The following is a 23233-nucleotide window of genomic DNA, read 5'->3' on the forward strand; positions in this document are numbered from 1 at the left end:
AAATCGGTCTCTTAATCGATATGTGCTGGGGATTTGTGCTGGATGTCAATGTTGAGGGTGGCGCCTTCTCAACTTTTTTATGATTTCACGCACGAAAGTCGTCGTGGAAGGGCATTATTAGGTCAGCCTTTAACGTGACGGCACTCACATATTGCGAAGGACGGTAACCTACCGATGTCAGCCTTTCTCGACACCCTCAACTCTTTGATTTGGTCACCAGCACTAGTCTTTCTGTGTCTTGGCGCGGGAATCTATTTCACCGTGGCCACCAAGTTCTTGCAGGTACGCTGCATTCCGGACATGATTAAGCAGCTGAAGGATGGTGAAAGCTCCGATTCGGGTGTCTCCTCCTTCCAGTCGCTGATGATTTCGCTAGCGGGCCGTGTCGGCGTGGGCAATATCGCTGGTGTAGCGACGGCTATTGCCTTCGGTGGACCAGGTGCGGTGTTCTGGATGTGGGCCGTGGCCCTGCTGGGATCTGCCACCTCGTTTGTGGAATGTACTCTGGCGCAGGTTTATAAGGAGAAGGACCAGGACACCGGTGAGTACCGTGGTGGCCCGGCTTATTACATCGAGAAGGCCTACAAGCACACTAAGGCCGGACCATTCATGGTGGTTTATGGCATCGTCTTCGCCATTGCGATGATCCTGGCCACCAGCTACTTCCTGCCTGGTATCCAGGCGAACGGCGTGGCCGCTGCAGTCCAGAACGCTTGGGGTATTGAAGTCGGCTGGTCTGCCCTGGTTCTGGGCGGGATTCTAGCCATCATCATTATCGGTGGTGTCAAGCGCATCGCGAACTTCGCGTCCCTCGTGGTTCCGTTCATGGCGGCTGCCTACATTCTCTTTGCCATCATCATTCTGATCATGAACTTTAACCAGATTCCCGAAGTCTTCGGCATGATCTTTAAGTCTGCTTTCGGCGCCGAGCAGGCCTTCTCCGGCCTGTTGGGCTCGGCCATCATGTGGGGAGTCAAGCGCGGTATTTACTCCAACGAGGCTGGTCAGGGTACCGGTCCGCAGTCTGCTGCGGCCGCGGAGGTGTCCCACCCAGCTAAGCAGGGGTTCGTTCAGGCTTTCGCGGTGTACATCGATACCCTCTTCGTATGCTCCGCAACCGCCTTCATCATCATCTCTACCGACATGTACAAGGTCTTCGAGGGCGAATCTGAGGACGGTCCCGTGCGTTATGCCGGCTCTATCCCGGATGGTGTTGAGGTGGGTCCGGGCTTTGTCCAGCACGGTCTAGACACCCTGTTGGCAGGTTTCGGACCGAGCTTCATTGCCATCGCCATCGCGTTCTTTGCCTTTACTACCGTCTTGGCCTACTACTACATGGCAGAGGTCAACCTGACCTACTTCAACCGCTGGATCAGCAACAAGACCACCCGTCGCGCGCTGGTGTGGCTCCTGCGCATTCTCCTCGTGGTCTCCGTGATTGTCGGAGCTACCACGACTCCGGGTGCAGCCTGGGCGCTGGGTGATATCGGCGTTGGCGCGACTGCATGGCTTAACATCATCGCCATCCTCTTCCTGCAGGTCCCGGCTCTCAAGTGCCTCAAGGACTACAGCGCACAGAAGGCTGCTGGCAAGGACCCGCAGTTTGACCCAGAGGCGTTGGGAATCAAGAACGCAGAGTTCTGGGTAGAGCGCAAGGCTGCCCGGCAGGAAGCCGCGCAGAAAGCTATCGCGGAGCAATCGCCGCTCCAAGGTAAGTAAAGCAATGCCCGCTCTCTTTAAAACAGGAGAGCGGGCATTGTGGTGTTCTAAGCCATCTTCGAATAGAAGCTACCGATGAGCGGTGCAGCAATTGGGGTGGGCACAATCTTACCCAGCGCGTTCATTGCTTTCGAAAGTGGCCCGGGGACCACGCGGCGCTGGTTGCGGGCCATGGCCTCCAGAGTTTCTTCAGAGCAAGACTCGTAGGTGGTCCACAAGAAATCCGGGACGACCTTGTCCACGATCGATTGCTCTTCTTCGGGGATGACGGCATCGCGCACCGGGCCAGGGGCAAGCAGCGTGCAGGTCACGCCGGAGCCCTTGAGCTCGTAGTGCAGGGCCTCAGTAAAGGCATTGACACCTGCCTTGGTGAAAACATAGGTGGCATTGTTTGGAATGGAAACGTTGCCCGCCGCCGAGCCCACATTGCAGATAGCGCCGCTGCGCCGCGGCAGCATCTGCTCCAGAGCAGCGCGCGTCAGACGGTGAACGGCCTTGCCGTTGAGGTCGAACTGCCGGGTTTCATAGTCCCAGTCCTGATCCATGAACTTGCCAAAGCTGGCGATACCCGCTGAGTTGACGATGATGGAAATTTCCTTGCCCGCCATGAACTCGATGACGCGGTCCACGTCCGCTGCCTCGGAGAGGTCCGCTGCCAGCGCAATGGCGTCTACCTCGTGGCGTGAGCGCAGGTCCGCAGCAATGGATTCGAGGACGTCTTCGCGGCGTGCGACGAGGATGACGTTATAACCGCGGGCAGCCAGGTCCTTGGCCATCGCAGCGCCAATTCCCTGGCTAGCGCCGGTCAACAGCGCGTAGGAGGAGCGGGTAGGGGCGGGCAGCCCAGGGGAGTGAGCCATAAGCGGCATCCTTTCTCTCAGGGTGGGAAGTCTCCACCCAGCGTAGAGCAATCAGGGTTTAAATCAGGGTAAACACCGATGAATCCTCAGTCCCAACTCTGGATAATGGAAGGTGAAAGGAGAGATCATGAACAACCAACGTTTGACCCGTTCCACAACTGACACGATGCTCGGAGGTGTGTGCGGCGGCATCGCACACACCTACAACCTTGATCCGACCCTGGTGCGCATTCTCTTCGTTGTTGCGACCCTACTGGGCTTCTCAGGCATTCTGCTCTACCTCATCCTCTGGGTTGTCATCCCAGTGGAGTAGTTACTGCAGCGGGCCCAGAGCCATGAACCGCTTCCACGTTTCCCACTCTTCGCGCAAGCGCGGCAAGGCGCTGGGTGGGGTGGCGGAGTCGTCGACAAGCACGGCGTCCTGCATGCGCACGCCGTTGTCGAAGAAGAGAGCCGCGTGCCCGGATGCCCCGTAGCGGAGGACCGGCACCAAGTTGAGCCCATCGAAAGACAGCGGGGCGTTGGGGCGCACATCGAGCCCCGCGATCGCCGCGAGCGTGGGTGCCAAGTCGAGCGGGGAGACGAGCTCTGTGCACTCTCCGGATTCTGCAACCCCGGGCCACAGGAGGGACATGGCGGCCTTATCTCCCTGCAGGGAAGACACCGCCACCACACCATCGAGGGTGTCCAGTAGCTGGGGGTTCGGCTGTTCGAGAAGACGAAAGACCTGCGAAGAAGCTGGCTGGGTATCCTCCCGAACCTCGAAGCCAGCGGCCTTGAAAATCTCCGTGATGCGCGTTGTGGCTCCGCGCTGTGGATATTGTCCGGTGAGCACCGCGCGGCGTGATGCCGCATAGCTTGGTGCCGGTACCCACGCGTTAGCGAAGCGCATACCGCGCAGCGCTGATTCCGGGGCGTGGTCAAAAGTCGCGAGGGTGATGTCCATGGAAGAGAGTCCAATCTGTGCCCAAAGGCCACTTTCTGAGGCTTAGTGAAGCCCTAGAAAGTGGCCTTGACCTGCGTGCCCCCAGCAGGATTCGAACCCGCGACAAACACCCCATTGCCCAGCGTAAACACAACCTTTACGCCAATTTCCACGACAATTCCACGACCTCCGAAAAACTCTCATCCATACGGCCTGCCACTGCATCCAAATCGTCCTCCCACAAATCAGCGTACGTATCCAACGTCATCGCCGCACTCGCATGGCCAAGCTGACGCTGTACCACTTTCGGATGCGCCCCCGACGAAATCATCAACCCCGCCGCCACGTGCCGAAGCCCATGCGGGGTCACACGCGGGAACTCGTCGTCCCTATCCATGCACCGTCCAAGCGCACAATAAAACCACGTATTTGATGATGGCACCCGCAACGGTGACCCATCAGACCTACACCACACCCAAGAATCCTGACCCTTCCCATCCATCAACGGCACCAGCATATCCATCACAAACCTAGGCACCGCCACCACCCGCGCCTCATGAGTCTTAGGCGTACCCACCTCCACCCCAGACCCCACAGTCACCGCGTTACGCCGCACAGTGATACGCCCACGCAGCACATCCACGTCCTGGACCTGCAAGCCCGCAAGCTCACCCCACCGCAAACCTACGGTGCCCAGCAGCCACACGATAGGGGCATTGGTGCCGCACTCGTTAGCGAACACGGCTAGCTGCTCCCAACTCAAATACACCTTCCGCGCTTTCGCCTTCCTAGGAAGCGCCACACCCTTCGCCGCGTTGGTCTTCACAATCCCGTCACGCACCGCCATATCAAGGATTTGGGACAGCATCGCATGATTCTTCCTCACGATTGATGCAGACCTATCTGTGCTTGATAGCCAGTGCTGAATCTCAGACGACAACACCGCCCTGATTGGTGTGTCTCCCCAACGTGGTTCGACGTGAATACGCCAGGTTTGCTCCGTTGTCCGCATCGTGGATGGTTTCAAGTGTGTTTGCATGGCGAGCCAGCGCGCCCCGAGTTCTCCGACGGTTATTTTCCCGGCGTTGGGGTCTATCCATTCACCTTCGCGGATGGTGGTGGCGTTCTTATCGGCCCACGCTTGTGCCGCGCTTTTTGTTCTGAATCCTTGTTTGGTGCGGTTCTTGCCATCAGGGGAGCGGTACTGTACGCGCCACGCCCTGCCTTTTGCGGTCTTGTAGGGCTTGATGCTTGCCATTATGCTTTCTCCTTGTTAGCCAGGGCTGAAAGAACGCCCCGGGCGACAACTCCGACCCCTTGTTTGGGGTTCGTGTATCCCGGTCCTGGTGCTCCTCCACTTCCACATGTTGAGCGCCAGGGCCGGTCTTGCTTTATGCTGTTGCTAGGCCCACATCCCCCCGTTGGGCCAGGACGCCCCGTGTTGAGCACAGCTCCACGGGGCAGTTCCTTATGGGTTGTTTAGTCCACCATCAGACGTAAGTGCGGGGCAGGGGCTGGTTTAACCCGGGTAGGATTCGCAGCCCACGCCGTCGCCGTCCTTGTCATGCTTGGGGAGGTAGATACCGTCGCCGCGGTATACCTTGTGTCCGATGTCGGCGCACGACCCAGAATTGCCGCCTCCGGAGTAGGCCGGGGCTGGCTGTGCCGGGGCAGGTGCTGGCGCTTCTTCCTGAATCTCAGGGGCCGGAGCGAATTGCTGAATTTGAGTGTTTTGTTCTGGTTCCGGTTGCTCTTGTGGGACGGGGGCTGGTGCGGGTTGTTCGGTCGTTGGGTCCTGCGAGATGGAGGTCGAAGGTGCAGCTGAGGACGGTTCAGTCGTTCTAGTCGTCGACGTGGGCGCAAGCTCCGAACTTGTAGGCGTCATTGAAGATGTGGTGGATTCCGGAGTGGTTGAAGTCTTGCTTGTTGTGGAATCCTTTGGCTTAGTTGTTGTCTCGGGATTGATGGCGGCTCCTAGGAAGAGGAGTCCGACGCAGGCAGCGATTATCCACCACCAGCGGCGATTTAGTGGAGTAGCTCCGTTGGCTTCACGACGTTCATGCAGGAGGTACCACGCTCCAGGTAGGAGGAAGATTAGCCCAGCGCACACGCCCGCGAGAAACCCTCGGAAACCACCTGAAGATAAGTTTCCGAGGATGACAATCACGCCGAGGAACACTGCGCTCCAAGCGAGCACTTTCTTCCACGTGGGTGGCTTACGGGATGGAGGGGTGGGCTGACTGCCGTACTCGGAATAAGGGGTAGGGGTCATGATGGAATTGTCCTTCCAGGGGTTAGGCTGCTTGTCTTTCGTGGAGAGATTGCCAGGTTTTGAGGATGTGTTTGGTGACTTCTAGTTCGTCGGCGATGGCGGGGAGGTGCCCTTGGTGCCACGCGGCGGCGGTCTCGAAGTCGACGGGGGAGATGAGTAATTGGGCGGCGTATTCGTCGGCGCGACGCTCCTGGCGCTGGTCATAGTGGCCGTTTCCGGTTGGGGTGTCGCCATGGGCGGCGTGGCCGAGTTCGTGGGCCAAGACGCTTTTGTACTGCCCGATGGACTGCCCGCGCCGTGTGCTGATAATGCGCCGGTGGTGGTCGTACCAGCCGGGTGGCCCGCCGGAGTGGCGACGTAGCTGCACACCCATGCTTTCCGCTAGGAGGTGCAGCTCTACCGCGCTAGTCGTCATAGGCATCATTCCTTTCCGCATCCTCGTCGGGGCCGCTGTAAGCAACCGCACTGAGCGGCATTGAATCAGACGCGTCGGACACGGGGGTGAGATGCGGGGCTAGGCCGATAGCGTCATCGTCGCCGTCGTTGCCAAAGAGGTAGCGAGCCTCAGGGTCGGAGCGGCGCATGATTTCGTTCAGGAGCTGTTGGTTTGTGGCTTCGCGGAGGGCTATCTCTACGTCTGGGCCGTGTAGCTCGTAGTCGTTGATGTATTCAGTCTGGATGAGGCCTGCGACGGGGGAGCGGTCGTAAGCGCGGCATAAAGCGATGACCATCTCAGGCGAGAGGTGCCCGCGGGAAAGTTGGCGGGAGAGGGTGCTCTCTGCCATCCCTGCTTTAGATGAGGCGGTGCGGCGGGTGTCCTCGCCTATTAGCTCGGTTAGCCATGTTTCAAAGTTCATGATTTAGATATTAGTTGCATTTTGTAGCCGGGGCAATTAGGGCAGGTAAAAGCGTATCGCGGGGGTGGTAAATGGGGGTGGATGAACTTAAGCGCTTGACGAACGTAGCCGATCGGCTACATAATGAAATCACCGGCGCAGAACAGCACCGCTTACAAAATTCAAAACCACATGGAGGTAACTACATGGCTGTCATGGCACCGCCCCGGTTCACCTTCCGCCCTGGAGCACTCGACGCAATCATGCGCTCTAGGAACCTGCAAACAGAGGAACAGCTGGCCTTACTCATCGGAGTACGCGCCGAAGACATTCCGAAACTGCGCGCAGGGGCGAAGGTAACCGCAGAACTCGCACTGCGAGTATCCGCACTACAAGGCGACAGAAACTACATAGCGGCTTGGTTCGACCAAGTCGAAGAACAGGAAGCAGCATGACCCGCTATGAAAAAGAAACCTCCGGCGCTGCAACGCCGAAGGTGACCGTAGACCTTAGCGGAGACCCAATCTTCAATAAGGAAGAAGTGCTAGGCCTCGTTGCCGGATTCAAGGTCGATGATTCGCTTCTCCAAAAGCGACATCTTCAACGCGACCAAAGAAATAGCCCGCTTCGAAAACTGCGTGTACTCCGTGACCGCTTCTTCAATCGGGACTTCACCGACCGGCAGCCCGTTAACAAGCGGCGCAAGTTCCGCCATTAAGTCGGGGGTTATGGAAAGGCCCGCTTCGCGGAGTCGCCATTCCACATCCTCAAACCCGAACCATTGACTCGAAGAATCTGAATTTCCCACTACTTTCACCTCACTTTCTAGGGCTGGTTGCCCTGGTTTCAGTGAAGCACATCAAAAAAGGCCCGGTGCTGGAACACCGAGCCGAAAAAGTAACTATCAATAAGGAGATTATCACAATGGGAAACCAGCTAGTAACTATTCCGGTGCCTGGCACCTCAACCCCCATCATGGCAGTGCAGCATGACGGCACCGAATGGGCCGCTGCTCGCCACATTTGCGACGCACTCGGCATCAACTGGAAGAGCCAACACCGCAAGCTCACCGAGCGCTCTTGGTCAACCGTCCGAATTTTGACCACGGTTGGAGCGGACGGCAAGAACCGCGAAATGGCAATGGTAGACCGTCGCACGCTCACCATGTGGCTCGCCACGATTAACGAGGGCCGCGTAGCGCCAGAGGTCAAGGAAACACTCATTGCTTACCAACGCGAAGCAGTTGACGCCCTTGACTCCTACTTCCATAAGGGTGGCGCTATTAATCCTCGCGCCGAGGAGCACCAGCTGAACGCTTTGATGCGTCAGTCGCAAATGCAGATGGAGTTGTGTCAGGCAGCGAAGGGGCTTATCCACCCTGACCATCTGGAAGCGAAGGCCCGCATCGTCCTGGCCCGTGGTTTGGGAGAAGCTCCGGAACTTGACCCGAAGACCCGGCCCCTGTACACCGCGGACTTCCTCAAGTCCAAGAACCTGTCCACCAAGAAGATGAAGTCCGTGGCTCCGATGTTCGGCAAGCGCATGAAGGCTCTGTACACGCTGGAAAAGGGGCGCGAACCAGAAAAGTACGACCTCACCCTGCCTAACGGTCAAGTGCGCCAGGTCAATGGCTACACCGAAGCAGACCGCCCGTTGATGCAGCGCGTCTGGGACCAGTACTACACCACCGCATAAGGACGAAAAACCATGGACATCTCCGGCATCCAAGCTTTCATGCTCGGCTACATCGAAGCCGCAATCAAAGAACAGCTCGACCCCAAATACGTAGATGAGCTTTTCGCCGAAGCAGAAGCCGTAGCACGCGAACGCCTCAACCAATCCGAAAACCAATAGCCCGACTTAGCAGGCGGGGGAGTGCAAGCCTCCCCACGGGCACCAGGCCGCCAAAGTCTTCCTGCCTAAGGGGATAGGGCAGGAACCAGTTGGCCGCGATGACTGACAACTGAATTAGTGAATTGTCCTGATAGAAGATACCGGGCTTAAGAACCACGTTGACATGTCCGTGAAGCATTAGGCCAAGCCGACAGGCAGGCACCCCGCCGTAAGCGGGAGGGAACCACCAAGGACGTAAACCCCAAGCCGTGAAGGGCACTCAGCAGGTTCAAGTCCTGCACACGGCACGCTCTCCCAAATAAGGCGAGTAGAAAGAGAAGAAGAAAAATGAAAGAAGAATGGAGACCAATCCCCGGTTGGGAAGGATACTACGAGGTTTCTAACGGAGGAAGAGTGCGGTCTCTACCCCGAATCATCACCCTGTCTAACGGGGTTAACCAACCACTAAAAGGGAAGATATTGTCCCCGGCTCACGACGGTAGAACTTCCCATTTACGAGTGAATCTTTTCCGAGGAGGAAAAGGAACCTCAATACATGTTCACCGCGCCGTCTTAGAGGCTTTTGTTGGTCCGTGCTCTGATGGCATGGAGGCGTGCCACTGGAACGACAACCCGGAAGATAATCGGCTGGAAAATTTGCGCTGGGGCTCAAGGAAGGAAAACACCCTAGATAAAGTGCGCAATGGGCGCCATCACAATGCTGTGAAAACGCACTGTTCGAAGGGGCACGCCTTCTGCCATGGGAACTTGGTAATTAGTAAATCCAACCGTCGCGGATGTCGTGCTTGTAACAGTGCATACGCTTACCTGTCCCGGCATAAGGAAATGAAGCCTCATTTCCAGCAGATAGCGGATAGATATTTCGAAAAGTATGCGTCTTAGGCGAACCCCGCCCAACGTGGTTGGGAGGGAACGAGCGGCGCTGACATAAATACACGCTTCGCTGGCGGAATCGGCAGACGCACCGCATTCAAAATGCGGCACCCACGCGGGTATCCGGGTTCGAATCCCGGGCGAAGCACTCAGCCCAGAGTAGATCGAATTATCACCTACATGCGGTGGTGGTTCTTGCAAGCAACACCGGGGTGCAACTCCCCGGCTGGGCACCAGGGGTTGTTAAGCGCTAGCTCCTGTCGGAGGAAAGACGAGCATCAAGGCTGTAACCGGGGCGGGGTGGCTTTCCGTCGCCATTCTTTCTGGCCCTGCCTTTGGCACTGCACGCCTGCAACCCCCTTCACATAACAAAAGACCCCCGCGTGATTAGCAGCAGTCGCGGGGGCCTTGTCGTCTGGAAAGGACAACACCATGAATACTACACCGGCTTGGCTGACCGTAAGGGATGCCGCCGAATACACCGGCCTGCATGCCGAAACGATCCGCACTTTGATGCGGCGCGGCGACATTGAGGCCCGTAAGCCGGGTAAGACCTGGCGCACAACACAATCCTGGCTCGACCAGTACATGAACCAAGGAGCAGCATGAAACGCCTACTGAAACACTTTTTCCATCGTCGTCACCGCGCCTACTCGCCACGTTTCTACATGATGCGGAGGGGCTGACATGCGGGAAATCACCATCGACCAAGCCATCGCGCACTTCAAAGACATTGAGGGCCGGTATCGCGCCCTCTACACCATGACCCGACTGCCGGAGAGCATCCGCCGCCGCATCAAGGACAACGCGGCACAAGCACACATGCTCGCCACACTGGCTGAGAAAGAGAAAAGGAAAATTGACCGTGGCTACTAATCGACCTCCTCGTTCTACTCCTGATGCTCGCCGTATCGCGTATTGGCAGGATGTTGCGGCGAAGCGTACGCGCTTGTGCTGGGCCACTGGCATTCTTGGTGGCCTCGTCGGTTTCGTCGCCCACGCTTTCATCAGTATGCCGCCGGTGTGGATGTGATGACCAGCATCCACAAAGACCTCATCACCGGCGTGTGGCACGTACGCGAGGGGGACGCGGTGTTTCCCGCTGCGAGTTGGGGTGAAGCGATGCGCTTCGTGCACGACATGGGGGAGCACCGCACCAAGAACCAGCTCGTGAAGCGGGTACGCCGCAAGCCAACCAAAGGCCAGATTGTGGCTGAGGAATATGAGCATTTTGAGATGATTCTTGGTCCGAAACTCGCTGTGCAGCGGCTTGCCGCTGTGTACCACACCACCCCGAAGACGATTAGAAGGCACATTCAACGATGGCACTAACCCCAGCACGATTTAAGCGTGGCCGCTGGTGGGTAAACATCCCGAAACCCACCGGTTTTAAGACGCAGCCGGAGGCCACGAAAGCACTCGTCGCTTTCCGCGATGAGCACGGCTGTCTCTACCACGCCTGCACCCGCATCGGCACTGATGACCTCGACCTGGGGCGTGGTTTCCGATTCTGCGACGAGCATGCCCGCCACGCGAAGAAGATTCTTGACACGAAAAGGATGACATGAACACCCCGAATAAGATGCCGCCACACCTGACCAGCATCACCCCGCACTTCCTCTACATGGAGCCACTCATTGAGGAAGCGGACGACGTGATGCAGGCCTTCATGGACAGGGGCTATGAGCCTGAAATTGCGTGCACCCTGACTGATATCACCCTGTCGCGCTACGACGAGAAGGGGAAGAAGTGAGACGCTACGAACCAGCTGATAACGAGGACTGGCTGGCGTTTCGTCAAGGAAAGTTGACCTCCACGGAGTTGGCCCGCCTGCACACCAGCCGCAATGCTGCGACGTGGCACGAGGTACGCGAGGCCAAGGAGCACGGTAGTAAGTTCCACGGCAACCAATGGACAGAGTGGGGCAGTGCCCGCGAACCGCTACTGGCCCAGGTGCTGATAGACGAAGTGGACTCGCGGCTGGTGTACAACGCGGAGCCGCAAACCATTTTCCTACCTGATGATGAGCGCCTCTCGTGCACACCTGACCTCTACGCGGAAGACCTTGAGGTAATTGGGGAGATTAAGACCAGTACTGAGCCGTTTCAAGGTGGCCGCTGGCATGACTGGTGCCCTAATCAGTACTTCGCGCAGATTCAGGCGAACATGCACTACGTCGGGGCTGAAGCCTGCGCGTTGTTGGTGGAGGTGCATGAGGACTTCACACCGGTGGCGCTCGACCACCGCACCATCCTGTATGACCCGAAATTTGCCGCTGAGCTCATGGAAACAGCGCGAGTGTGGTTCGCATGGCTCGATGGGGAAACCCCGGAGTGGATGGGCGAAATCACCAGCCTCGACCAGGTGGACAACGTCACCGACCTTGTTGCCCAATACGCCATGCTCACCGCCGAAGTCGACGACCTCAAGAAGCGCATCAGCGCGTTGAAGGCAGAAATCCTCGCCCTGACCGGCGATTCCCACACCGGTGATTACGGCGGCTACCACCTCACAGTAAGCACCACACAGTCCAGCAAAGTGTTCGACTCTGCCGCGTTCCGCAAGGCACACGCAGACCTCTATCAGAGGTTCAAGACCAAGACCCGCGCAGGGTCAACCCGACTCACCATCAAGGAGAACTAATGCCCATCTGGGGAAAGCAACTACCCGAAGCAGACAGCGACACACGACAAATGGCCGGACACATGGCCTCCATGGTCTCCGCCTACATCGACGCCGGATTCAGCCGCGAAGAAGCAATCCAAATCGTCACCACCATCTCCATCGCCTACCTCAAAAAGGAGCAGTAACCATGACCACCCCATACACCCTCGAACCCACCACCAACACCACGGAGGACGGCCTCGACCTCCTCACCCGCCAAGCCGAAGCCATGGGCGCAGCCCACAAACTCGCCACCGTCCTCTGCAACACGCAGATGGTGCCGCAAACCTTCCGGGGCAAGCCCGATGACGGTGCCGCCGCCATCCTCTACGGCGCAGAACTCGGACTGAAGCCACAGCAGGCCCTACAGCAGGTCTTCGTAGTGCACGGCCAGCCCGCTATCTACGCCCGAACAATGGTCGCCCTGTTGAAGGCGAAGGGCTACAAGTTCCAGACCGTAGAGACCAGTGACGAAGCCGTCACCGTACGCGGCACCTCACCGGCAGGTGAGACTGAGGAATCCACCTGGACTATTGAGCGCGCCAAGAAGGCCGGATACACCAGCAACAAGAAGTATCAGACCGACCCACAGGCCATGCTGTACGCCAAGGCCGCATCCGAGGTATCCCGCAAGCTCGCCCCGGACGTCCTCCTCGGCATCAAGTACAGCGCCGAAGACCTGGAACTGGAGCCAGTCAAGATGACCGCTACTCGTGAGGATGTGCGTGCGAAGGCTGAGTCTGCGCCGGTGCCGGAGTTGACCACGAAGAAGGAGCCGGAGGTGGTTGATGATGACCTCATCGCAGACGTTCGGGAGACTTTGGAGAGTTTCACCACCAGTGAGCAGGTGAATGACTTCGCCGCCAACCTGAAGCAATCCGGTGAAGTACCAGACGCAGTGATCGACCTGTGCCGTGCTCGCTGGGCAGAGCTGGAAGGGGAGAAGTAGGTGATTGACACCATCACCATCACCGGCGGTCTGCCTCGTGACGCGGAGCTACGCTTCACCAAGAGTGGTAAGGCTGTCGCTAGTTTCACCCTCGCATCGTCGGATAACAGGTTCGACCAGGAACAGAACCAGTGGGTGAAGACTCGCGTTCTGTACCTCGACGTCACCATCTGGGATGAGACCAAGAACCAGAATCCGGTTCAGTGGGCGCACCTCGCCGCCGAGCTGAAGAAGGGCGACCAGGTTGCTGTCACCGGCAAGCTGATTACCCAGTCGTGGGAAACCAGGGAGGGGGAGAAGCGCAGCAAGGTTGAGCTTCTTGCCAGCAGCTTCTACAACCAGCCACGCGGGCAGGGCCAGCAGCAGCAGTCTTCGGCTCAGCAGCAATGGAATCAGGCCGCATCCCAGGGGCAGACCGCCACCACGGGGGCGTGGGGTGACCCCGCACCCGTAGGCCAACAAGGCGAACCGCCGTTCTAGGTGACTGGTATGGATGCCGCCTACTACGAGGAGAAACTGAAACGGCTCGAAGACAGGCTCCTCGCGTACGCCTACGACATCGACCACCTCAAGCACTACAGCAACGATGATCCAACCCCCGCAGAATTGCAAGACCTCGGGGCAGCAGACCTAGCCAAAGCAGCTGCACACGTCATCGCCCTCATTAGACGAGGCGAGTACTGATGCCCTACGTGGAGATGACAGCGGCAGACCTACCTAATTACAGGGTTTGCCGCATTGTCCTGGACCCCGACACATATGACCCCCGATTGGTGCCCGACCGCCTGGTCTACGCCACCCAAGAAGGTGCCCGAGTGTACGGCGCAACCCGTGACGGGCGCTTCACCCTCCCCGCAGACGCACCAGTCCTTATTGACCCCGAATCCTAGGAGACACAAGGAGATGACTGACGACCCCCGCGCTGCTGTACAGAGGCGCATCGCCATCAACTACCAGCGGGGCACCGACACTATGCGGGGCCAGCGCGACGGGGTAGTGGTCACGCCAGTAGAAATCGTGGACTTTCAAGTCCGCGCAGTCGTCCACCAACTTGCAGCCCAGGGCTACAGCCTCGCAGACCCCGAGGTACGCATCACTGACCCATTCGGCGGTACAGGAATCTACCTGGCACGCCTGATGCAGCTCTCAGGGCTCAACCCCGACCAGCTGGATGACCTTTACCACCATCGAATGCTCATGGTGGAAATCGACCCCGAAGCCTGCACCATAGCGGACAAAAACCTACGCGCCGTCTACCAACAAGAAACCGGGCGCGAAGCACGCCACAGCATCGTCCACAACCTCGACACTTTCACCCTAGGAGATGAAATATGGGACTTAACCCAAGAAGGATCTGGGACGTAGCACGCGCCGCCGCAAGCACCCAATACCGCCGCAACTTCCCCATAGACGATGCCCTTGTGGAAGCGTGGGAAGGCGCGGCTCTCCATCTTGCGGAGCACCCCGACAGCGTGGAGAAAGACTGCTACACCGCCGCCATTAGCTACCTGGGCAAGGCATACGACAAAGACGTACAAGCACACGGGTATGGGCCACGCTTCACCATGTACTGGGAACCCAAAGCACGGACATACCAGCCCGACGCGCTCACACCTCTTGCTCTCGCGCAGGTCATGGCGAAGCTCCCGGACGCTGACAGGGAAATCCTCATCCACGTGTCCGAGTACCCAACCCTGAGGGCTGCCGCAGCCGCGTTGGGCTGGCCGGAATCAACCATGCGGGTCGCTGCGCGCCGTGCTGCCGAAAAAGCCCGCCGCTTGTGGTTCGACTTTGAGACCCCACCACCACGCAGCGGGGGCCGCAGGCGACGAAAGACGCACTGCGCGAAAGGCCACGAATACACCGACTCAAACACCCAATGGGTGCGCGACAGAAAAGGAAACCTCACCCGCAGGTGCGCCACCTGCAACAGAGAAGCCCAACGCACAATCCGCGCCCGCAAAACTCACAGATAGGAACCCATGAACGTTAACTACAGCCTTGACCAGCATGCTTACCCGCCGCGCCGCGCTTATACGGATGACGCCGGTATTGACCTGGCGTTGAATCATCCGGTGATTATCCCAGCATGGCAGCACCGTGTGTGCCACACAGGGGTGCACGTAGCCATCCCCAAGGGCCATGTGGGCATGGTGTTTGTGCGCAGCTCAACGGGGATTAAGAAACACCTTGTGCTGAGCAACGGCACCGGCATCATCGACGCAGGCTACACCGGCGAAATCATGCTGTCCCTACACAACACCGGACGCCACATGCAAACCATCCCCGAAGGGTATTACATCGCACAGCTCGTCATCCTCCCCATCCCAGAGGTTCGACTCAACCACGTCGACGCTCTCGGCCACACAGAACGCGGTAATGCAGGTATCGGGAGCACAGGACAGTGACCACCCGCCAGCAGCGTGAGGACATGCGGGCCTGGCTGGAATCCCAAGACGTGTACTGCGCACAACCCGCATTCCTCGACGCACTAATCAAACTGTTCCAATCCATAGAGAAAGGAGGAAAAGACGATGATCGCTGACGAGTTCAACGAGAACCTGATGACTCAAGCCGCCTACCGATTGAACGAAGCAGCATCCCTATCCAGAAGCGCTGACGACCTGTACAAGATTCGGGAGATTCACAAGCACATCCACCGCGCCCAAACCTACCTATGGGTGCTGGAAGACTCCCTCAAACTCAACAACTAAGGAGACCAGCCAATGCCATGGTTCAAAGTGGACGATGGTTTCTATGACCATCCGAAGGTGCTTGAGCTAGATATGGCAGCCCGTGGGCTTTGGGTTATGGCGGGCGCGTACTGTGCCAGGCACCTTACTGATGGAGTGATTACTGGGCGTCAAATCAAGGTGATTGGAGGCACTCAAAAGCAGGCCGAGAAGCTCGTCGCGGCGGGCCTGTGGAGTGCCGACGATGCTCCGCCGAGCGCTCGCCGATACGTCTTCAACGATTGGCGGGAGTTTCAACCAACACGCGACGACGTTTTATCGAAGCGTCGAGAAGACGCCGAACGTAAGCGTCTCGCGAGGGGGGCAAAGCGGGATAAGCAGCAGGAACGTAAAAATGTCCGTGCGGACGTCCAGCCGGACAGCGAAGCGCCGTCCGCTCTACCGGGACTCCGAGCGTCGTCCGCTCTACCCGGCCCGGCCCGACCCGACCCGTCCCCTTCTGGTGGTACAGGTAGCCAGCCAAGTAACGGTGATCTAGGGGATGGGGACATGGCTGGCGGAATCTCTCTCGACGAGCTGGCGGCGGCTACGCGCCGCGCTCGCCAAGCCGGAATCTCAGAGTCCGCCATCAACACCGGCACCCGCAACTTCAACCAACGCCCGGAACCGAAAGGCCCCGGGTTGTTGCGCACCCTCATCGACGAAGCCTGGGCAGACGAACAAGACACCAACCGCGCTGAGACCGCCGCCCAAGCCCGCCGCGCCGCTATCGACTCCTGCGCCCTGTGTGACGACAACGGCATGCGATACCAGGACGGGGAGGCATGGCGCTGCGACCACAACCCAGAAACACGCCCAAATCATGGCCCAGCAGCCCCACAGGCGGACAAACACAACACCTCTGGACAATCACCCCAGAACACATCTTCAACGCCTCACAAGTGAAAGGAGGCCCCATTTTGAACATCATCACTTTCCGTATTGAGGGCGAACCCGCCCCGAAAGGCTCGAAGCGTCACGTCGGCAACGGCAGGATGATTGAGTCTTCGAAGAAGCTCCCCGCATGGATGCGAGCCGTCACCCAAGAAGCCGCCAAAAACAGGCCCAGCGCGCCCGTAGACGCCCCCGTGAGCGTCTTCATGGACTTCTACCTACCCCGCCCGAAACGACCCCGCTATAACGTTCCTGCGGTCAAACCCGATGTGGACAAACTAGCCCGCTCCGTCTTGGACGCCCTCGAAGCCGCCGGCGTCATCACCAACGACAGCCGCGTCACCAAACTCAGAGCCACCAAACACTACGCCAACACCGCCACACCACCCGGCGCTGACATCACAATCTTTTGGAAGGAACAACAATGACTGACCCGTTCGACTGCATCGCCAATGGCACAGACCGGCGCTTCACCCACCAAGGCATCAATTGCATGACTCAGATGGGGCCGTACACCATCAACGGCTACATCGAACTGCCTGAGAGCCATCCCTGGCTCGACGAGGCAAAAGACCTACAGTACTTCGACGTGGACGTCCACGGCGGAATCACCTACCACACAGGCCGAGTGATCGGCTTCGACACCAACCATTTCGGAGACGGGCAGCATCCTGACGCTGAGCTCACAGGCCAATCACCAGTGTCCCCCTTCCTTGGCAGCTTTGGAGGAACTAATCACATCTGGATGTGGGAAGAAGTCGAAGCGGAAACCCGCCGCCTGGCCGAACAGGCTGCTGACGCACTCAAGGAGGCCCAGCAATGACCTTGCGTGAAAAATTCTCACAGTGGCTTGAGGAGGAGCCTTTTGACCTCATCATCCTGACCTGCACCATAGTCACGGTCATTCTGATTACCTTCTTGACCCTATCCGTCATCATGCTCGCCACAGTCATAGGGGGCGTGCAGTGACTGAGGACGACTACTGGGAGCGGGTGCGTGACATCCGCAAAGACGACGAAATCCTCTATGACGAGCGTTTCACCCCGCCATCGGAGAACCCCGACAACTGGCGGAACCAGGAGTATGACCCGCGTATCCACGGCACCCGTATTTCCCCAAACGACGAATTTCTGGTGATTGGTGCGGTGCGCTACGCGAGGGGCCGCGCCACCTACGTCGTCAAAGAGACCGTCGACTGGGTCATCAAACACTGGGATGAACTCACCGACAACACACGCTATGTCATCGCCCGCGACGTAGCCGAGGAATGCGACTACCGCGACAACACGCACCGCAGCGTCCTCAGTGAAATCGACGACCCCGACTGGCAACGCCTCAACCAACACATCAAGGAGCACACCAATGACTAACCCAACCCGCCAAGAGATCATCAACGCACACAGGGCACTAACTAGTCTCTCAGTGCTTGCGTCTGATACGTCCATGACTTCCGCTTTGGCAAACGAGAAAATAGTCCGTGCATCCCTTCCACCATTCCCAGAACTCACCATGGCGGAAATTGAGTGGAACGATGACGTGCACTACCTCGCAGAAGCAGAACACACGTACTGGGGAAAAGTGATCATGCTCTACCGCCATGCGGGGCTTAGGCAAATCCAATACCTCCGTGCTGGAGGGGCGAACGAAATCCGCCTCGCCGACCCCGCAGACCTCACCCCGACCGGCAAGCGCTACACCCTCACAGAGGTGCAGGAATGAGCCGGGTTGACAGGCAGGCCGTACTCGAAAAATACGGAGGACGCTGCGCATACTGCGGTAAAACACTCACCGCCGGGAGAAAAGGCGACACCGCTTTTCAGGTAGACCACCTACACCCACGCTACCTAGGCGGAGGGGACGAGCTAGAAAACCTCGTACCCGCCTGCCAGCTATGCAACCGATACAAGGTCACCTACAGCGTGGAGCAACTACGGGAGCAGCTAAGCCTTATCCCGTCGCGGCTAGAGCGCCAATCCAACTACCGACTGGCCGTAGCCCACGGCCTAGTCCTCCCCACCAGCAAGACACCAAAATTCCTACTAGACGGAGAAGAAGAATGAGCGAAATCAAATACGTAGATACGTACATTGACATGACTGATCAAGACCTAGCCCGTGAACTTGTCGGCAAGAAGATCGTCAAAATCGACACCGAAAACAGCACCATGACGCTGCACGACGGAACAGTGCTTAAATTCCACGACGTGTCCGACTGCTGCGCATGGTTCGCTGCGGAACTCGAAGAAAAGAACCTCACCGACAACGCGATCACCCACGTCACTACATCCGTACAAGACGACGATGAATCGTGGACTATCCACATCCTCGCTGCGGACAAGAACATCGCAGATGTGCACATCCGGGGCGATGAAGGAACTGGCTACTACTGCCAATCCATCGAGCTAGAAATCTTGAAGACGGGTGAATAAACAACAAAGAAAAGTCCTAGGAGACCACCAATGACTGACTTGAGCATCGACCTCCTAAAGCGTCTCCTGGCTGAGGAGCGGCGCAATCTTCCCGAGATGCAGTGGACGTACAAGGGTGCCGACGCCAGCAGTATCCACCACGATTACCCCAGCAAGCACGAAGAGATATACGGGGTGAAGGCAGAGATGGAGGTTATCCGTCATTCTCCCCTCACCCCGGCACTCGCAGAAGAAGCAATCCGCCTACGCGGGCGCATTGAGGGACTAATTCTGGAGATGGAAACCAAAGCGGCAAATAACGAGTGGCAAGACCCCGCAACCATCGCCAGCTACCTCAAAGAAATCGTCCTAGGAGACCACGATGACTAACCTCAACCTGGCCGCGCAGGTCATCAGGATGTGCGCGATGAAGGGCTACAGCACCCGCCGCATAGCCGAATCCCTAGCTGACTGCGGCCTACTCACCCCAGACCCGCCAGAGCCGTGCATCTACCCGGACACCGGGGAACATGAATGGCACATGGAAGACGGCTACGTGTCTGTGGAGGACGGCATCATCCACGTCATCCATGATGAAGCAGGGGATGACCGTGAGCCTGCGGAGCTAGACCCTGACCCTGGTGAGCTTCGCTTCTCGAACACCACCAAGGGGCGTGAAACCGCCCACGCAATCCTCGCCGCCTGTGACCTAAAGGACACACAAGATGACTAACTATGACCGTGCCCTCGCGGTACTCGAAACAGCCCGCCGCCCAGGAGAACTACGCATCCACCCGAATGATGCGGTAGAAGCCCTCGCCCAAGCGGGGCTACTAGCGCCAGACCTCCCGGAGCCGAATGACCCAAGCATTTTCGTACCAGACGGCAAAGGATGGCTACCCTGCGGCCTCACCGGCCCAAGCGTATGGACAGCACCCGGCGGCAGAATCATGGTGCAGCGCGTCGAACCCGGCGACCTCACCCCCGACGAAGCCAACGCCTTCGCCCTCGCAGTGCTCGCCGCCGCCCAATACTCGAAGGGGAAAGCATGAGACCCCACAGAATCAACGTCAGCCTACGCGGCATAACCCTCGACGGTATCCCACTCCTACACAGTGACGAAGCTCCAAGAGTCGAAACACTCAGCCCTAACCTCTACCGCGTGCACCTCGCTGTCTACGCGGACAGTGTTCAACTCGACGGCGACAGCCACCAACTCCCCGAAGCTACACCCATCTACGACCGCATCAAGGGACAAGCATGACTACTCTCGCAGACCTCACACCCGAAGAAAGAGCACAGTGCCGGGGAATGTGGTGCGACTTCCCGGACCCCGACGAGCGCACCAACCTCGCAATCTACGTAGGTGACAGCCCAAACCATCAAGGATTCTGTGAGCTAATCCACGAAGGCCAGCTAGGGACCCTCACCATCCCCGAAAACCTCACCCCACGCTTTGACCTACCCCGCGCCTGGGCACCAGACGGCACGCCACCAGGCAAATGGGAGCACGCCGAATACCTAGGCGACTACAAGGGCATGACCGACGTGTACTACTACGACGGAGAACCCACACACCGCCGCTGGGTAGGGGACTGGGAGGAGGCATGAGCCGCTGGAAGGTCTACAAAGACCCTGAGGATAGATGGCTGCGCTGGATAACCCAGCCTTTAAACGCGCACTGGTGGGAAGAAGCCCAAGGGCGTCGATTTCCGGAATGGGGCATGGCGATGCGCTACGCCGACCGAATGGCTCACCACCCACTACCCAGACCCACCTGGAACGGCAAAGAAGTAGCGGAGGCGCTGCAAGCCCTCGGCTTCAAACAGGAGGAACAAGAATGAGCGTTGACGAGCAACAATTCCGCAGCACTGCTCGCCGCCTCGGCGGACTCTATGAGCAGCTGCATGAGCTGAAGCACGCCCGACCCAAACCACCCGAAGTACGCGTGATGAAGCCAGCACCTGGACCACAGTCCCCCGGGAACTGGCTGTACGTCGCCACCTACATCGACCAAGAACAACGACTCCGCGAAGTCGCATTCAACGCCCTCGCAGACATCGGTATACGCATCCGCGACACCGACGCATCAGCACCACGACTCTGCCAACTCCTGGCCTTCCACGCACAAGCCGCCAGCGAACTCACCTGGGCCGCAGACCTACACGACGAACTCACCAACCAAACCCGAATCATTGATAGGAGATGCAACCCAACACAACCCGCAACCATTGCCAAACAACCCGAACCCCGACACGGAGCAGAACACATCGCACGACAACTCCGAGCACGCGGCATCCCCGCAACCGCCGACACAATCCGAGGATGGGCACGCTCCGGGCACATCACCCGAACAACCATGCCCAACGGACGCGGCGGCTACCTACTGTCTGAATGCCTCAACAACCTGATAGGAGAGAACGATGCCGAATAAAACCTACATTGAGGACTGGGAGACTCTAGAGTTCATCCCTATGCCGGGGGCCTTCACGCTTACCTATGAAGGCGAGAACGGTGAGTTCACCGACCCATCACCGGGAGTGTTGCGGCAAGTTCTGAATGGGCGCTATGTAATGTCCCGCAACTCAGCTGGCAAGCTCATAGAAACTTACGAAGTAGAGACTCGGCGTAACGTACGAGTCGTCGTAGCTGCCGTCGATGAAACGGGAGAAATCGTTCCCGCCTACGGAGTTGTCGACAACTTCCAACGCGCAGACCTAAGTAGCCAATATTGGGAGGAGCAAATCAAGTGAACCGAAACTGCGTCTGACTAGCGGTTCCCCACATCCATGGTATAATCGACGCGACGACAACTTATACCCCGGCAACAGCTGGGGTTTTCGTCGTTTTACACCCCTGGCACATCAATACTCCCCAACAGTATTTTGCGGTCTACCCGCCAGGGGCACCAGTCTTACCGCCTGCTTCACTTCCGTCCGTGCTGCGTGGGTTTTCGAAGTCAACACACCAGAGAGGCGAGGCCACTGGCTCACGACCAGAGTAAGACACCAACAAACGAGGGAGGTGACCGTGGCGCTCATCGTTGTCACCGGCCCGCCAGCGGCAGGAAAGACCACCTATGTTACTGAGCATGCGAAGCCAGGTGACATCCGCATCGACCTCGACCACATCGCCAACGCCCTCGCAGGCGAAGATACGGGCAACCATGAGCACGCGTCGCACATCCTTACTGTGGCCAAAGCAGCACGGCGAGCAGCTATAGACGCCGCCATGAAACAAGACTGCACAGTGTGGCTCATCCACACCAAGCCCACACCTAAGCAGCTCAACGACTACGAAGCTATGGGCGCGACCATCCACACCATTGACCCAGGCAAAGGCACCGTCATGAAACGCTGCAAGGCAGAGCGGCCCAAAGCCTCACTGATTGCCGCCGCGAAATGGTACGACAACAAACCAGCAGCGAAGAAGAGTACCCATGAGCGCGGCTACGGGCACCAACACCAGCAACAACGCCGCAAACTCATGGCCCAGCTTAAAGACGGCACACCATGCCCAGAATGCGGAAAACCAATGTTCAAGACCGCAGCCAAGAACTTCGACGGAGCAGCCCTCGAAGCCGACCACGGGCCAGGAAGCGCACTCAAATACGCGGAGAATAAGCAGGCCACCAAGGCGACACGGCTCCTACACCGCACCTGCAACCGCTCCGGCGGCGCATGGGACAAACCCAAGAAAAAGCCCCGTGAATCCGGAGAAAATGCAGGCCAGGGCTTCGTCTGGGCATGACCGGCTTAATGAAACCCGCCACCAATAATCTTGAGCGGGTTGGTCGGCTGACTCCGCCCCGTCTGCCCTTGAGTCAGCCCGTCTCTCTCCCCACGTAACGCCGGATTTTTCGGGCCTGTGTGCCCCTCTGGCGGGCTTTTAGCGATGGAGGTATCAAATTGGACATTGAAGGCCTTGAAAAGGCGTTAGGTGGAGATGGCAATTTAAACGAGTTCGATGCTCGTGCGGTCGCCATTGTGTCCCAGTTGATTGGTCGTGTGCGTGAGGCCCGCGAGATTATCGCTGTTGAGGGGCCTTTGGCAGCGAAGGAGTCGGGGGAGCCTATCGAGCACCCGGCGGTAAAGGTGGAGCGGATGGCCTCAGCTGAGATTCGGGGTTGGGTGAAGGAGCGTCCTGACCTGTTTGGGCAGCGTTCTGGCTCGGCGGGGGCTGATTCAGCCTCGAAGGTGGATAAGTTCGGTGGTTTCAAGCTCGTGAAATAGATAGTGGGAGGTGTCT

At 58.3% G+C, this 23233-nt stretch carries 45 protein-coding genes and 1 tRNA gene; 39 read left to right on the forward strand and 7 right to left on the reverse strand.

Annotated elements, in window-relative coordinates; all coding sequences use genetic code 11:
• Positions 1-174: 174 nt before the first annotated feature.
• Positions 175-1719 carry an alanine/glycine:cation symporter family protein gene (locus ABZS45_RS00415; RefSeq protein WP_070443432.1) on the forward strand — a complete coding sequence of 515 codons (1545 nt, stop codon included), beginning with the start codon at positions 175-177 and terminating at the stop codon, positions 1717-1719.
• A gap of 47 nt (positions 1720-1766) precedes the next feature.
• Here ABZS45_RS00415 and cmrA read toward each other — a convergent pair whose 3' ends face one another.
• The gene (gene cmrA / locus ABZS45_RS00420; protein WP_070644644.1) at positions 1767-2579 is read right to left on the reverse strand and encodes a mycolate reductase; all 813 of its coding nucleotides are present in this window, start codon (positions 2577-2579) and stop codon (positions 1767-1769) included.
• A gap of 127 nt (positions 2580-2706) precedes the next feature.
• On the opposite strand from cmrA, the gene ABZS45_RS00425 reads away from it, so the two are divergent.
• Complete coding sequence (locus ABZS45_RS00425) at positions 2707-2892, forward strand: PspC domain-containing protein (RefSeq protein ID WP_070443435.1); 186 nt, start codon at positions 2707-2709, stop codon at positions 2890-2892.
• Here the strand turns inward: ABZS45_RS00425 and ABZS45_RS00430 are convergent, their stop codons facing one another.
• The 5 genes from ABZS45_RS00430 to ABZS45_RS00450 all read right to left on the reverse strand — a co-directional run bounded on the left by ABZS45_RS00430 (position 2893) and on the right by ABZS45_RS00450 (position 6633).
• Positions 2893-3525, reverse strand: coding sequence for a hypothetical protein (locus tag ABZS45_RS00430; protein ID WP_070443437.1), 633 nt, complete (start codon positions 3523-3525; stop codon positions 2893-2895).
• A gap of 136 nt (positions 3526-3661) precedes the next feature.
• Positions 3662-4762 (reverse strand): tyrosine-type recombinase/integrase, encoded by a 1101-nt coding sequence (locus ABZS45_RS00435; RefSeq protein ID WP_412100156.1) that lies wholly within the window; start codon positions 4760-4762, stop codon positions 3662-3664.
• Positions 4763-5023: 261 nt separating this feature from the next.
• Positions 5024-5776, reverse strand: coding sequence for a hypothetical protein (locus tag ABZS45_RS00440; RefSeq protein ID WP_412100157.1), 753 nt, complete (start codon positions 5774-5776; stop codon positions 5024-5026).
• A gap of 22 nt (positions 5777-5798) precedes the next feature.
• Positions 5799-6191: an ImmA/IrrE family metallo-endopeptidase gene (locus ABZS45_RS00445; RefSeq protein ID WP_412100159.1), complete on the reverse strand. Its 393-nt coding sequence runs from the start codon at positions 6189-6191 to the stop codon at positions 5799-5801.
• Complete coding sequence (locus ABZS45_RS00450) at positions 6181-6633, reverse strand: hypothetical protein (RefSeq protein ID WP_412100161.1); 453 nt, start codon at positions 6631-6633, stop codon at positions 6181-6183. Before ABZS45_RS00450 ends, ABZS45_RS00445 begins: the two co-directional genes overlap by 11 nt.
• Before the next feature lie 185 nt (positions 6634-6818).
• On the opposite strand from ABZS45_RS00450, the gene ABZS45_RS00455 reads away from it, so the two are divergent.
• Entirely contained in the window at positions 6819-7067 is a 249-nt protein-coding gene (locus ABZS45_RS00455; protein ID WP_412100162.1) for a hypothetical protein, read from the forward strand.
• An 89-nt stretch (positions 7068-7156) separates the two neighbouring features.
• Here the strand turns inward: ABZS45_RS00455 and ABZS45_RS00460 are convergent, their stop codons facing one another.
• Positions 7157-7420: a hypothetical protein gene (locus tag ABZS45_RS00460; protein WP_412100164.1), complete on the reverse strand. Its 264-nt coding sequence runs from the start codon at positions 7418-7420 to the stop codon at positions 7157-7159.
• A 116-nt stretch (positions 7421-7536) separates the two neighbouring features.
• Between ABZS45_RS00460 and ABZS45_RS00465 the strand changes: the two genes are divergently transcribed.
• The 36 genes from ABZS45_RS00465 (at position 7537) to ABZS45_RS00640 (ending at position 23217) form a co-directional block, all read left to right on the forward strand.
• Positions 7537-8307, forward strand: coding sequence for a phage antirepressor N-terminal domain-containing protein (locus ABZS45_RS00465; RefSeq protein WP_412100165.1), 771 nt, complete (start codon positions 7537-7539; stop codon positions 8305-8307).
• Between the two features lie 12 nt (positions 8308-8319).
• On the forward strand, positions 8320-8466 hold the full coding sequence (locus ABZS45_RS00470) for a hypothetical protein (RefSeq protein WP_412100166.1): 147 nt from the start codon (positions 8320-8322) through the stop codon (positions 8464-8466).
• A 327-nt stretch (positions 8467-8793) separates the two neighbouring features.
• Positions 8794-9348 carry an NUMOD4 motif-containing HNH endonuclease gene (locus tag ABZS45_RS00475; RefSeq protein ID WP_412100167.1) on the forward strand — a complete coding sequence of 185 codons (555 nt, stop codon included), beginning with the start codon at positions 8794-8796 and terminating at the stop codon, positions 9346-9348.
• Between the two features lie 55 nt (positions 9349-9403).
• Positions 9404-9487, forward strand: a tRNA-Leu gene (locus tag ABZS45_RS00480).
• Positions 9488-9771: 284 nt separating this feature from the next.
• On the forward strand, positions 9772-9948 hold the full coding sequence (locus ABZS45_RS00485) for a helix-turn-helix domain-containing protein (protein WP_167595778.1): 177 nt from the start codon (positions 9772-9774) through the stop codon (positions 9946-9948).
• A gap of 78 nt (positions 9949-10026) precedes the next feature.
• A complete protein-coding gene (locus tag ABZS45_RS00490) occupies positions 10027-10215 on the forward strand; it encodes a hypothetical protein (protein WP_412100168.1) in 189 nt (62 codons plus the stop codon).
• Positions 10205-10372 carry a hypothetical protein gene (locus tag ABZS45_RS00495; protein WP_412100169.1) on the forward strand — a complete coding sequence of 56 codons (168 nt, stop codon included), beginning with the start codon at positions 10205-10207 and terminating at the stop codon, positions 10370-10372. Before ABZS45_RS00490 ends, ABZS45_RS00495 begins: the two co-directional genes overlap by 11 nt.
• The gene (locus ABZS45_RS00500) at positions 10372-10671 is read left to right on the forward strand and encodes a hypothetical protein (protein WP_412100170.1); all 300 of its coding nucleotides are present in this window, start codon (positions 10372-10374) and stop codon (positions 10669-10671) included. The genes ABZS45_RS00495 and ABZS45_RS00500 overlap by 1 nt, the downstream gene beginning before the upstream one ends.
• Positions 10662-10907: a hypothetical protein gene (locus tag ABZS45_RS00505; protein ID WP_412100171.1), complete on the forward strand. Its 246-nt coding sequence runs from the start codon at positions 10662-10664 to the stop codon at positions 10905-10907. Before ABZS45_RS00500 ends, ABZS45_RS00505 begins: the two co-directional genes overlap by 10 nt.
• Positions 10904-11092: a hypothetical protein gene (locus tag ABZS45_RS00510; RefSeq protein ID WP_412100172.1), complete on the forward strand. Its 189-nt coding sequence runs from the start codon at positions 10904-10906 to the stop codon at positions 11090-11092. The genes ABZS45_RS00505 and ABZS45_RS00510 overlap by 4 nt, the downstream gene beginning before the upstream one ends.
• Positions 11089-11982 (forward strand): YqaJ viral recombinase family protein, encoded by an 894-nt coding sequence (locus ABZS45_RS00515; protein WP_412100173.1) that lies wholly within the window; start codon positions 11089-11091, stop codon positions 11980-11982. Before ABZS45_RS00510 ends, ABZS45_RS00515 begins: the two co-directional genes overlap by 4 nt.
• Positions 11982-12149 (forward strand): hypothetical protein, encoded by a 168-nt coding sequence (locus tag ABZS45_RS00520; RefSeq protein ID WP_412100174.1) that lies wholly within the window; start codon positions 11982-11984, stop codon positions 12147-12149. The genes ABZS45_RS00515 and ABZS45_RS00520 overlap by 1 nt, the downstream gene beginning before the upstream one ends.
• A gap of 2 nt (positions 12150-12151) precedes the next feature.
• The gene (locus ABZS45_RS00525; protein ID WP_412100175.1) at positions 12152-12952 is read left to right on the forward strand and encodes a hypothetical protein; all 801 of its coding nucleotides are present in this window, start codon (positions 12152-12154) and stop codon (positions 12950-12952) included.
• Positions 12953-13432: a single-stranded DNA-binding protein gene (gene ssb, locus ABZS45_RS00530; protein WP_412100176.1), complete on the forward strand. Its 480-nt coding sequence runs from the start codon at positions 12953-12955 to the stop codon at positions 13430-13432. It begins immediately after the preceding gene.
• The gene (locus ABZS45_RS00535) at positions 13433-13636 is read left to right on the forward strand and encodes a hypothetical protein (RefSeq protein WP_143342252.1); all 204 of its coding nucleotides are present in this window, start codon (positions 13433-13435) and stop codon (positions 13634-13636) included. It begins immediately after the preceding gene.
• A gap of 219 nt (positions 13637-13855) precedes the next feature.
• Positions 13856-14317, forward strand: coding sequence for a hypothetical protein (locus ABZS45_RS00540; RefSeq protein WP_412100177.1), 462 nt, complete (start codon positions 13856-13858; stop codon positions 14315-14317).
• A complete protein-coding gene (locus ABZS45_RS00545; RefSeq protein ID WP_412100178.1) occupies positions 14284-14928 on the forward strand; it encodes a hypothetical protein in 645 nt (214 codons plus the stop codon). The genes ABZS45_RS00540 and ABZS45_RS00545 overlap by 34 nt, the downstream gene beginning before the upstream one ends.
• 6 nt (positions 14929-14934) lie before the next feature.
• Positions 14935-15360 carry a dUTP diphosphatase gene (dut, locus tag ABZS45_RS00550; protein ID WP_412100180.1) on the forward strand — a complete coding sequence of 142 codons (426 nt, stop codon included), beginning with the start codon at positions 14935-14937 and terminating at the stop codon, positions 15358-15360.
• Between the two features lie 126 nt (positions 15361-15486).
• Positions 15487-15666: a hypothetical protein gene (locus ABZS45_RS00555; protein ID WP_412100181.1), complete on the forward strand. Its 180-nt coding sequence runs from the start codon at positions 15487-15489 to the stop codon at positions 15664-15666.
• 528 nt (positions 15667-16194) lie between these two features.
• On the forward strand, positions 16195-16590 hold the full coding sequence (locus ABZS45_RS00560) for a hypothetical protein (RefSeq protein ID WP_412100182.1): 396 nt from the start codon (positions 16195-16197) through the stop codon (positions 16588-16590).
• 14 nt (positions 16591-16604) lie between these two features.
• A complete protein-coding gene (locus tag ABZS45_RS00565) occupies positions 16605-17006 on the forward strand; it encodes a RusA family crossover junction endodeoxyribonuclease (RefSeq protein WP_412100183.1) in 402 nt (133 codons plus the stop codon).
• Positions 17003-17401, forward strand: a complete 399-nt coding sequence (locus tag ABZS45_RS00570; RefSeq protein ID WP_070563840.1) for a hypothetical protein — start codon at positions 17003-17005, stop codon at positions 17399-17401. The genes ABZS45_RS00565 and ABZS45_RS00570 overlap by 4 nt, the downstream gene beginning before the upstream one ends.
• A complete protein-coding gene (locus tag ABZS45_RS00575) occupies positions 17398-17547 on the forward strand; it encodes a hypothetical protein (protein ID WP_412100184.1) in 150 nt (49 codons plus the stop codon). The genes ABZS45_RS00570 and ABZS45_RS00575 overlap by 4 nt, the downstream gene beginning before the upstream one ends.
• Positions 17544-17948 (forward strand): hypothetical protein, encoded by a 405-nt coding sequence (locus tag ABZS45_RS00580; protein ID WP_412100185.1) that lies wholly within the window; start codon positions 17544-17546, stop codon positions 17946-17948. Before ABZS45_RS00575 ends, ABZS45_RS00580 begins: the two co-directional genes overlap by 4 nt.
• Positions 17941-18297 carry a hypothetical protein gene (locus tag ABZS45_RS00585; RefSeq protein ID WP_412100186.1) on the forward strand — a complete coding sequence of 119 codons (357 nt, stop codon included), beginning with the start codon at positions 17941-17943 and terminating at the stop codon, positions 18295-18297. The genes ABZS45_RS00580 and ABZS45_RS00585 overlap by 8 nt, the downstream gene beginning before the upstream one ends.
• On the forward strand, positions 18294-18638 hold the full coding sequence (locus ABZS45_RS00590; RefSeq protein ID WP_412100187.1) for an HNH endonuclease: 345 nt from the start codon (positions 18294-18296) through the stop codon (positions 18636-18638). The genes ABZS45_RS00585 and ABZS45_RS00590 overlap by 4 nt, the downstream gene beginning before the upstream one ends.
• Positions 18635-19006, forward strand: coding sequence for a hypothetical protein (locus tag ABZS45_RS00595; protein ID WP_412100188.1), 372 nt, complete (start codon positions 18635-18637; stop codon positions 19004-19006). The genes ABZS45_RS00590 and ABZS45_RS00595 overlap by 4 nt, the downstream gene beginning before the upstream one ends.
• A 30-nt stretch (positions 19007-19036) precedes the next feature.
• Positions 19037-19375 (forward strand): hypothetical protein, encoded by a 339-nt coding sequence (locus tag ABZS45_RS00600; RefSeq protein ID WP_412100189.1) that lies wholly within the window; start codon positions 19037-19039, stop codon positions 19373-19375.
• On the forward strand, positions 19368-19718 hold the full coding sequence (locus tag ABZS45_RS00605) for a hypothetical protein (protein ID WP_412100191.1): 351 nt from the start codon (positions 19368-19370) through the stop codon (positions 19716-19718). The genes ABZS45_RS00600 and ABZS45_RS00605 overlap by 8 nt, the downstream gene beginning before the upstream one ends.
• On the forward strand, positions 19711-20037 hold the full coding sequence (locus ABZS45_RS00610) for a hypothetical protein (RefSeq protein ID WP_412100193.1): 327 nt from the start codon (positions 19711-19713) through the stop codon (positions 20035-20037). Before ABZS45_RS00605 ends, ABZS45_RS00610 begins: the two co-directional genes overlap by 8 nt.
• Positions 20038-20245: 208 nt before the next feature.
• A complete protein-coding gene (locus ABZS45_RS00615) occupies positions 20246-20596 on the forward strand; it encodes a hypothetical protein (protein WP_412100194.1) in 351 nt (116 codons plus the stop codon).
• Positions 20593-20829, forward strand: coding sequence for a hypothetical protein (locus tag ABZS45_RS00620; RefSeq protein ID WP_412100195.1), 237 nt, complete (start codon positions 20593-20595; stop codon positions 20827-20829). Before ABZS45_RS00615 ends, ABZS45_RS00620 begins: the two co-directional genes overlap by 4 nt.
• On the forward strand, positions 20826-21419 hold the full coding sequence (locus ABZS45_RS00625; protein ID WP_412100196.1) for a hypothetical protein: 594 nt from the start codon (positions 20826-20828) through the stop codon (positions 21417-21419). The genes ABZS45_RS00620 and ABZS45_RS00625 overlap by 4 nt, the downstream gene beginning before the upstream one ends.
• A complete protein-coding gene (locus tag ABZS45_RS00630) occupies positions 21409-21738 on the forward strand; it encodes a hypothetical protein (RefSeq protein ID WP_412100197.1) in 330 nt (109 codons plus the stop codon). Before ABZS45_RS00625 ends, ABZS45_RS00630 begins: the two co-directional genes overlap by 11 nt.
• A 277-nt stretch (positions 21739-22015) precedes the next feature.
• A complete protein-coding gene (locus ABZS45_RS00635; protein WP_412100198.1) occupies positions 22016-22735 on the forward strand; it encodes an AAA family ATPase in 720 nt (239 codons plus the stop codon).
• A gap of 158 nt (positions 22736-22893) precedes the next feature.
• The gene (locus tag ABZS45_RS00640; RefSeq protein WP_412100199.1) at positions 22894-23217 is read left to right on the forward strand and encodes a P27 family phage terminase small subunit; all 324 of its coding nucleotides are present in this window, start codon (positions 22894-22896) and stop codon (positions 23215-23217) included.
• The last annotated feature ends 16 nt before the right edge of the window (positions 23218-23233 follow it).

It is taken from the genome of Corynebacterium aurimucosum (assembly GCF_046895345.1).
Classification (GTDB): Bacteria; Actinomycetota; Actinomycetes; order Mycobacteriales; family Mycobacteriaceae; genus Corynebacterium; species Corynebacterium aurimucosum_G.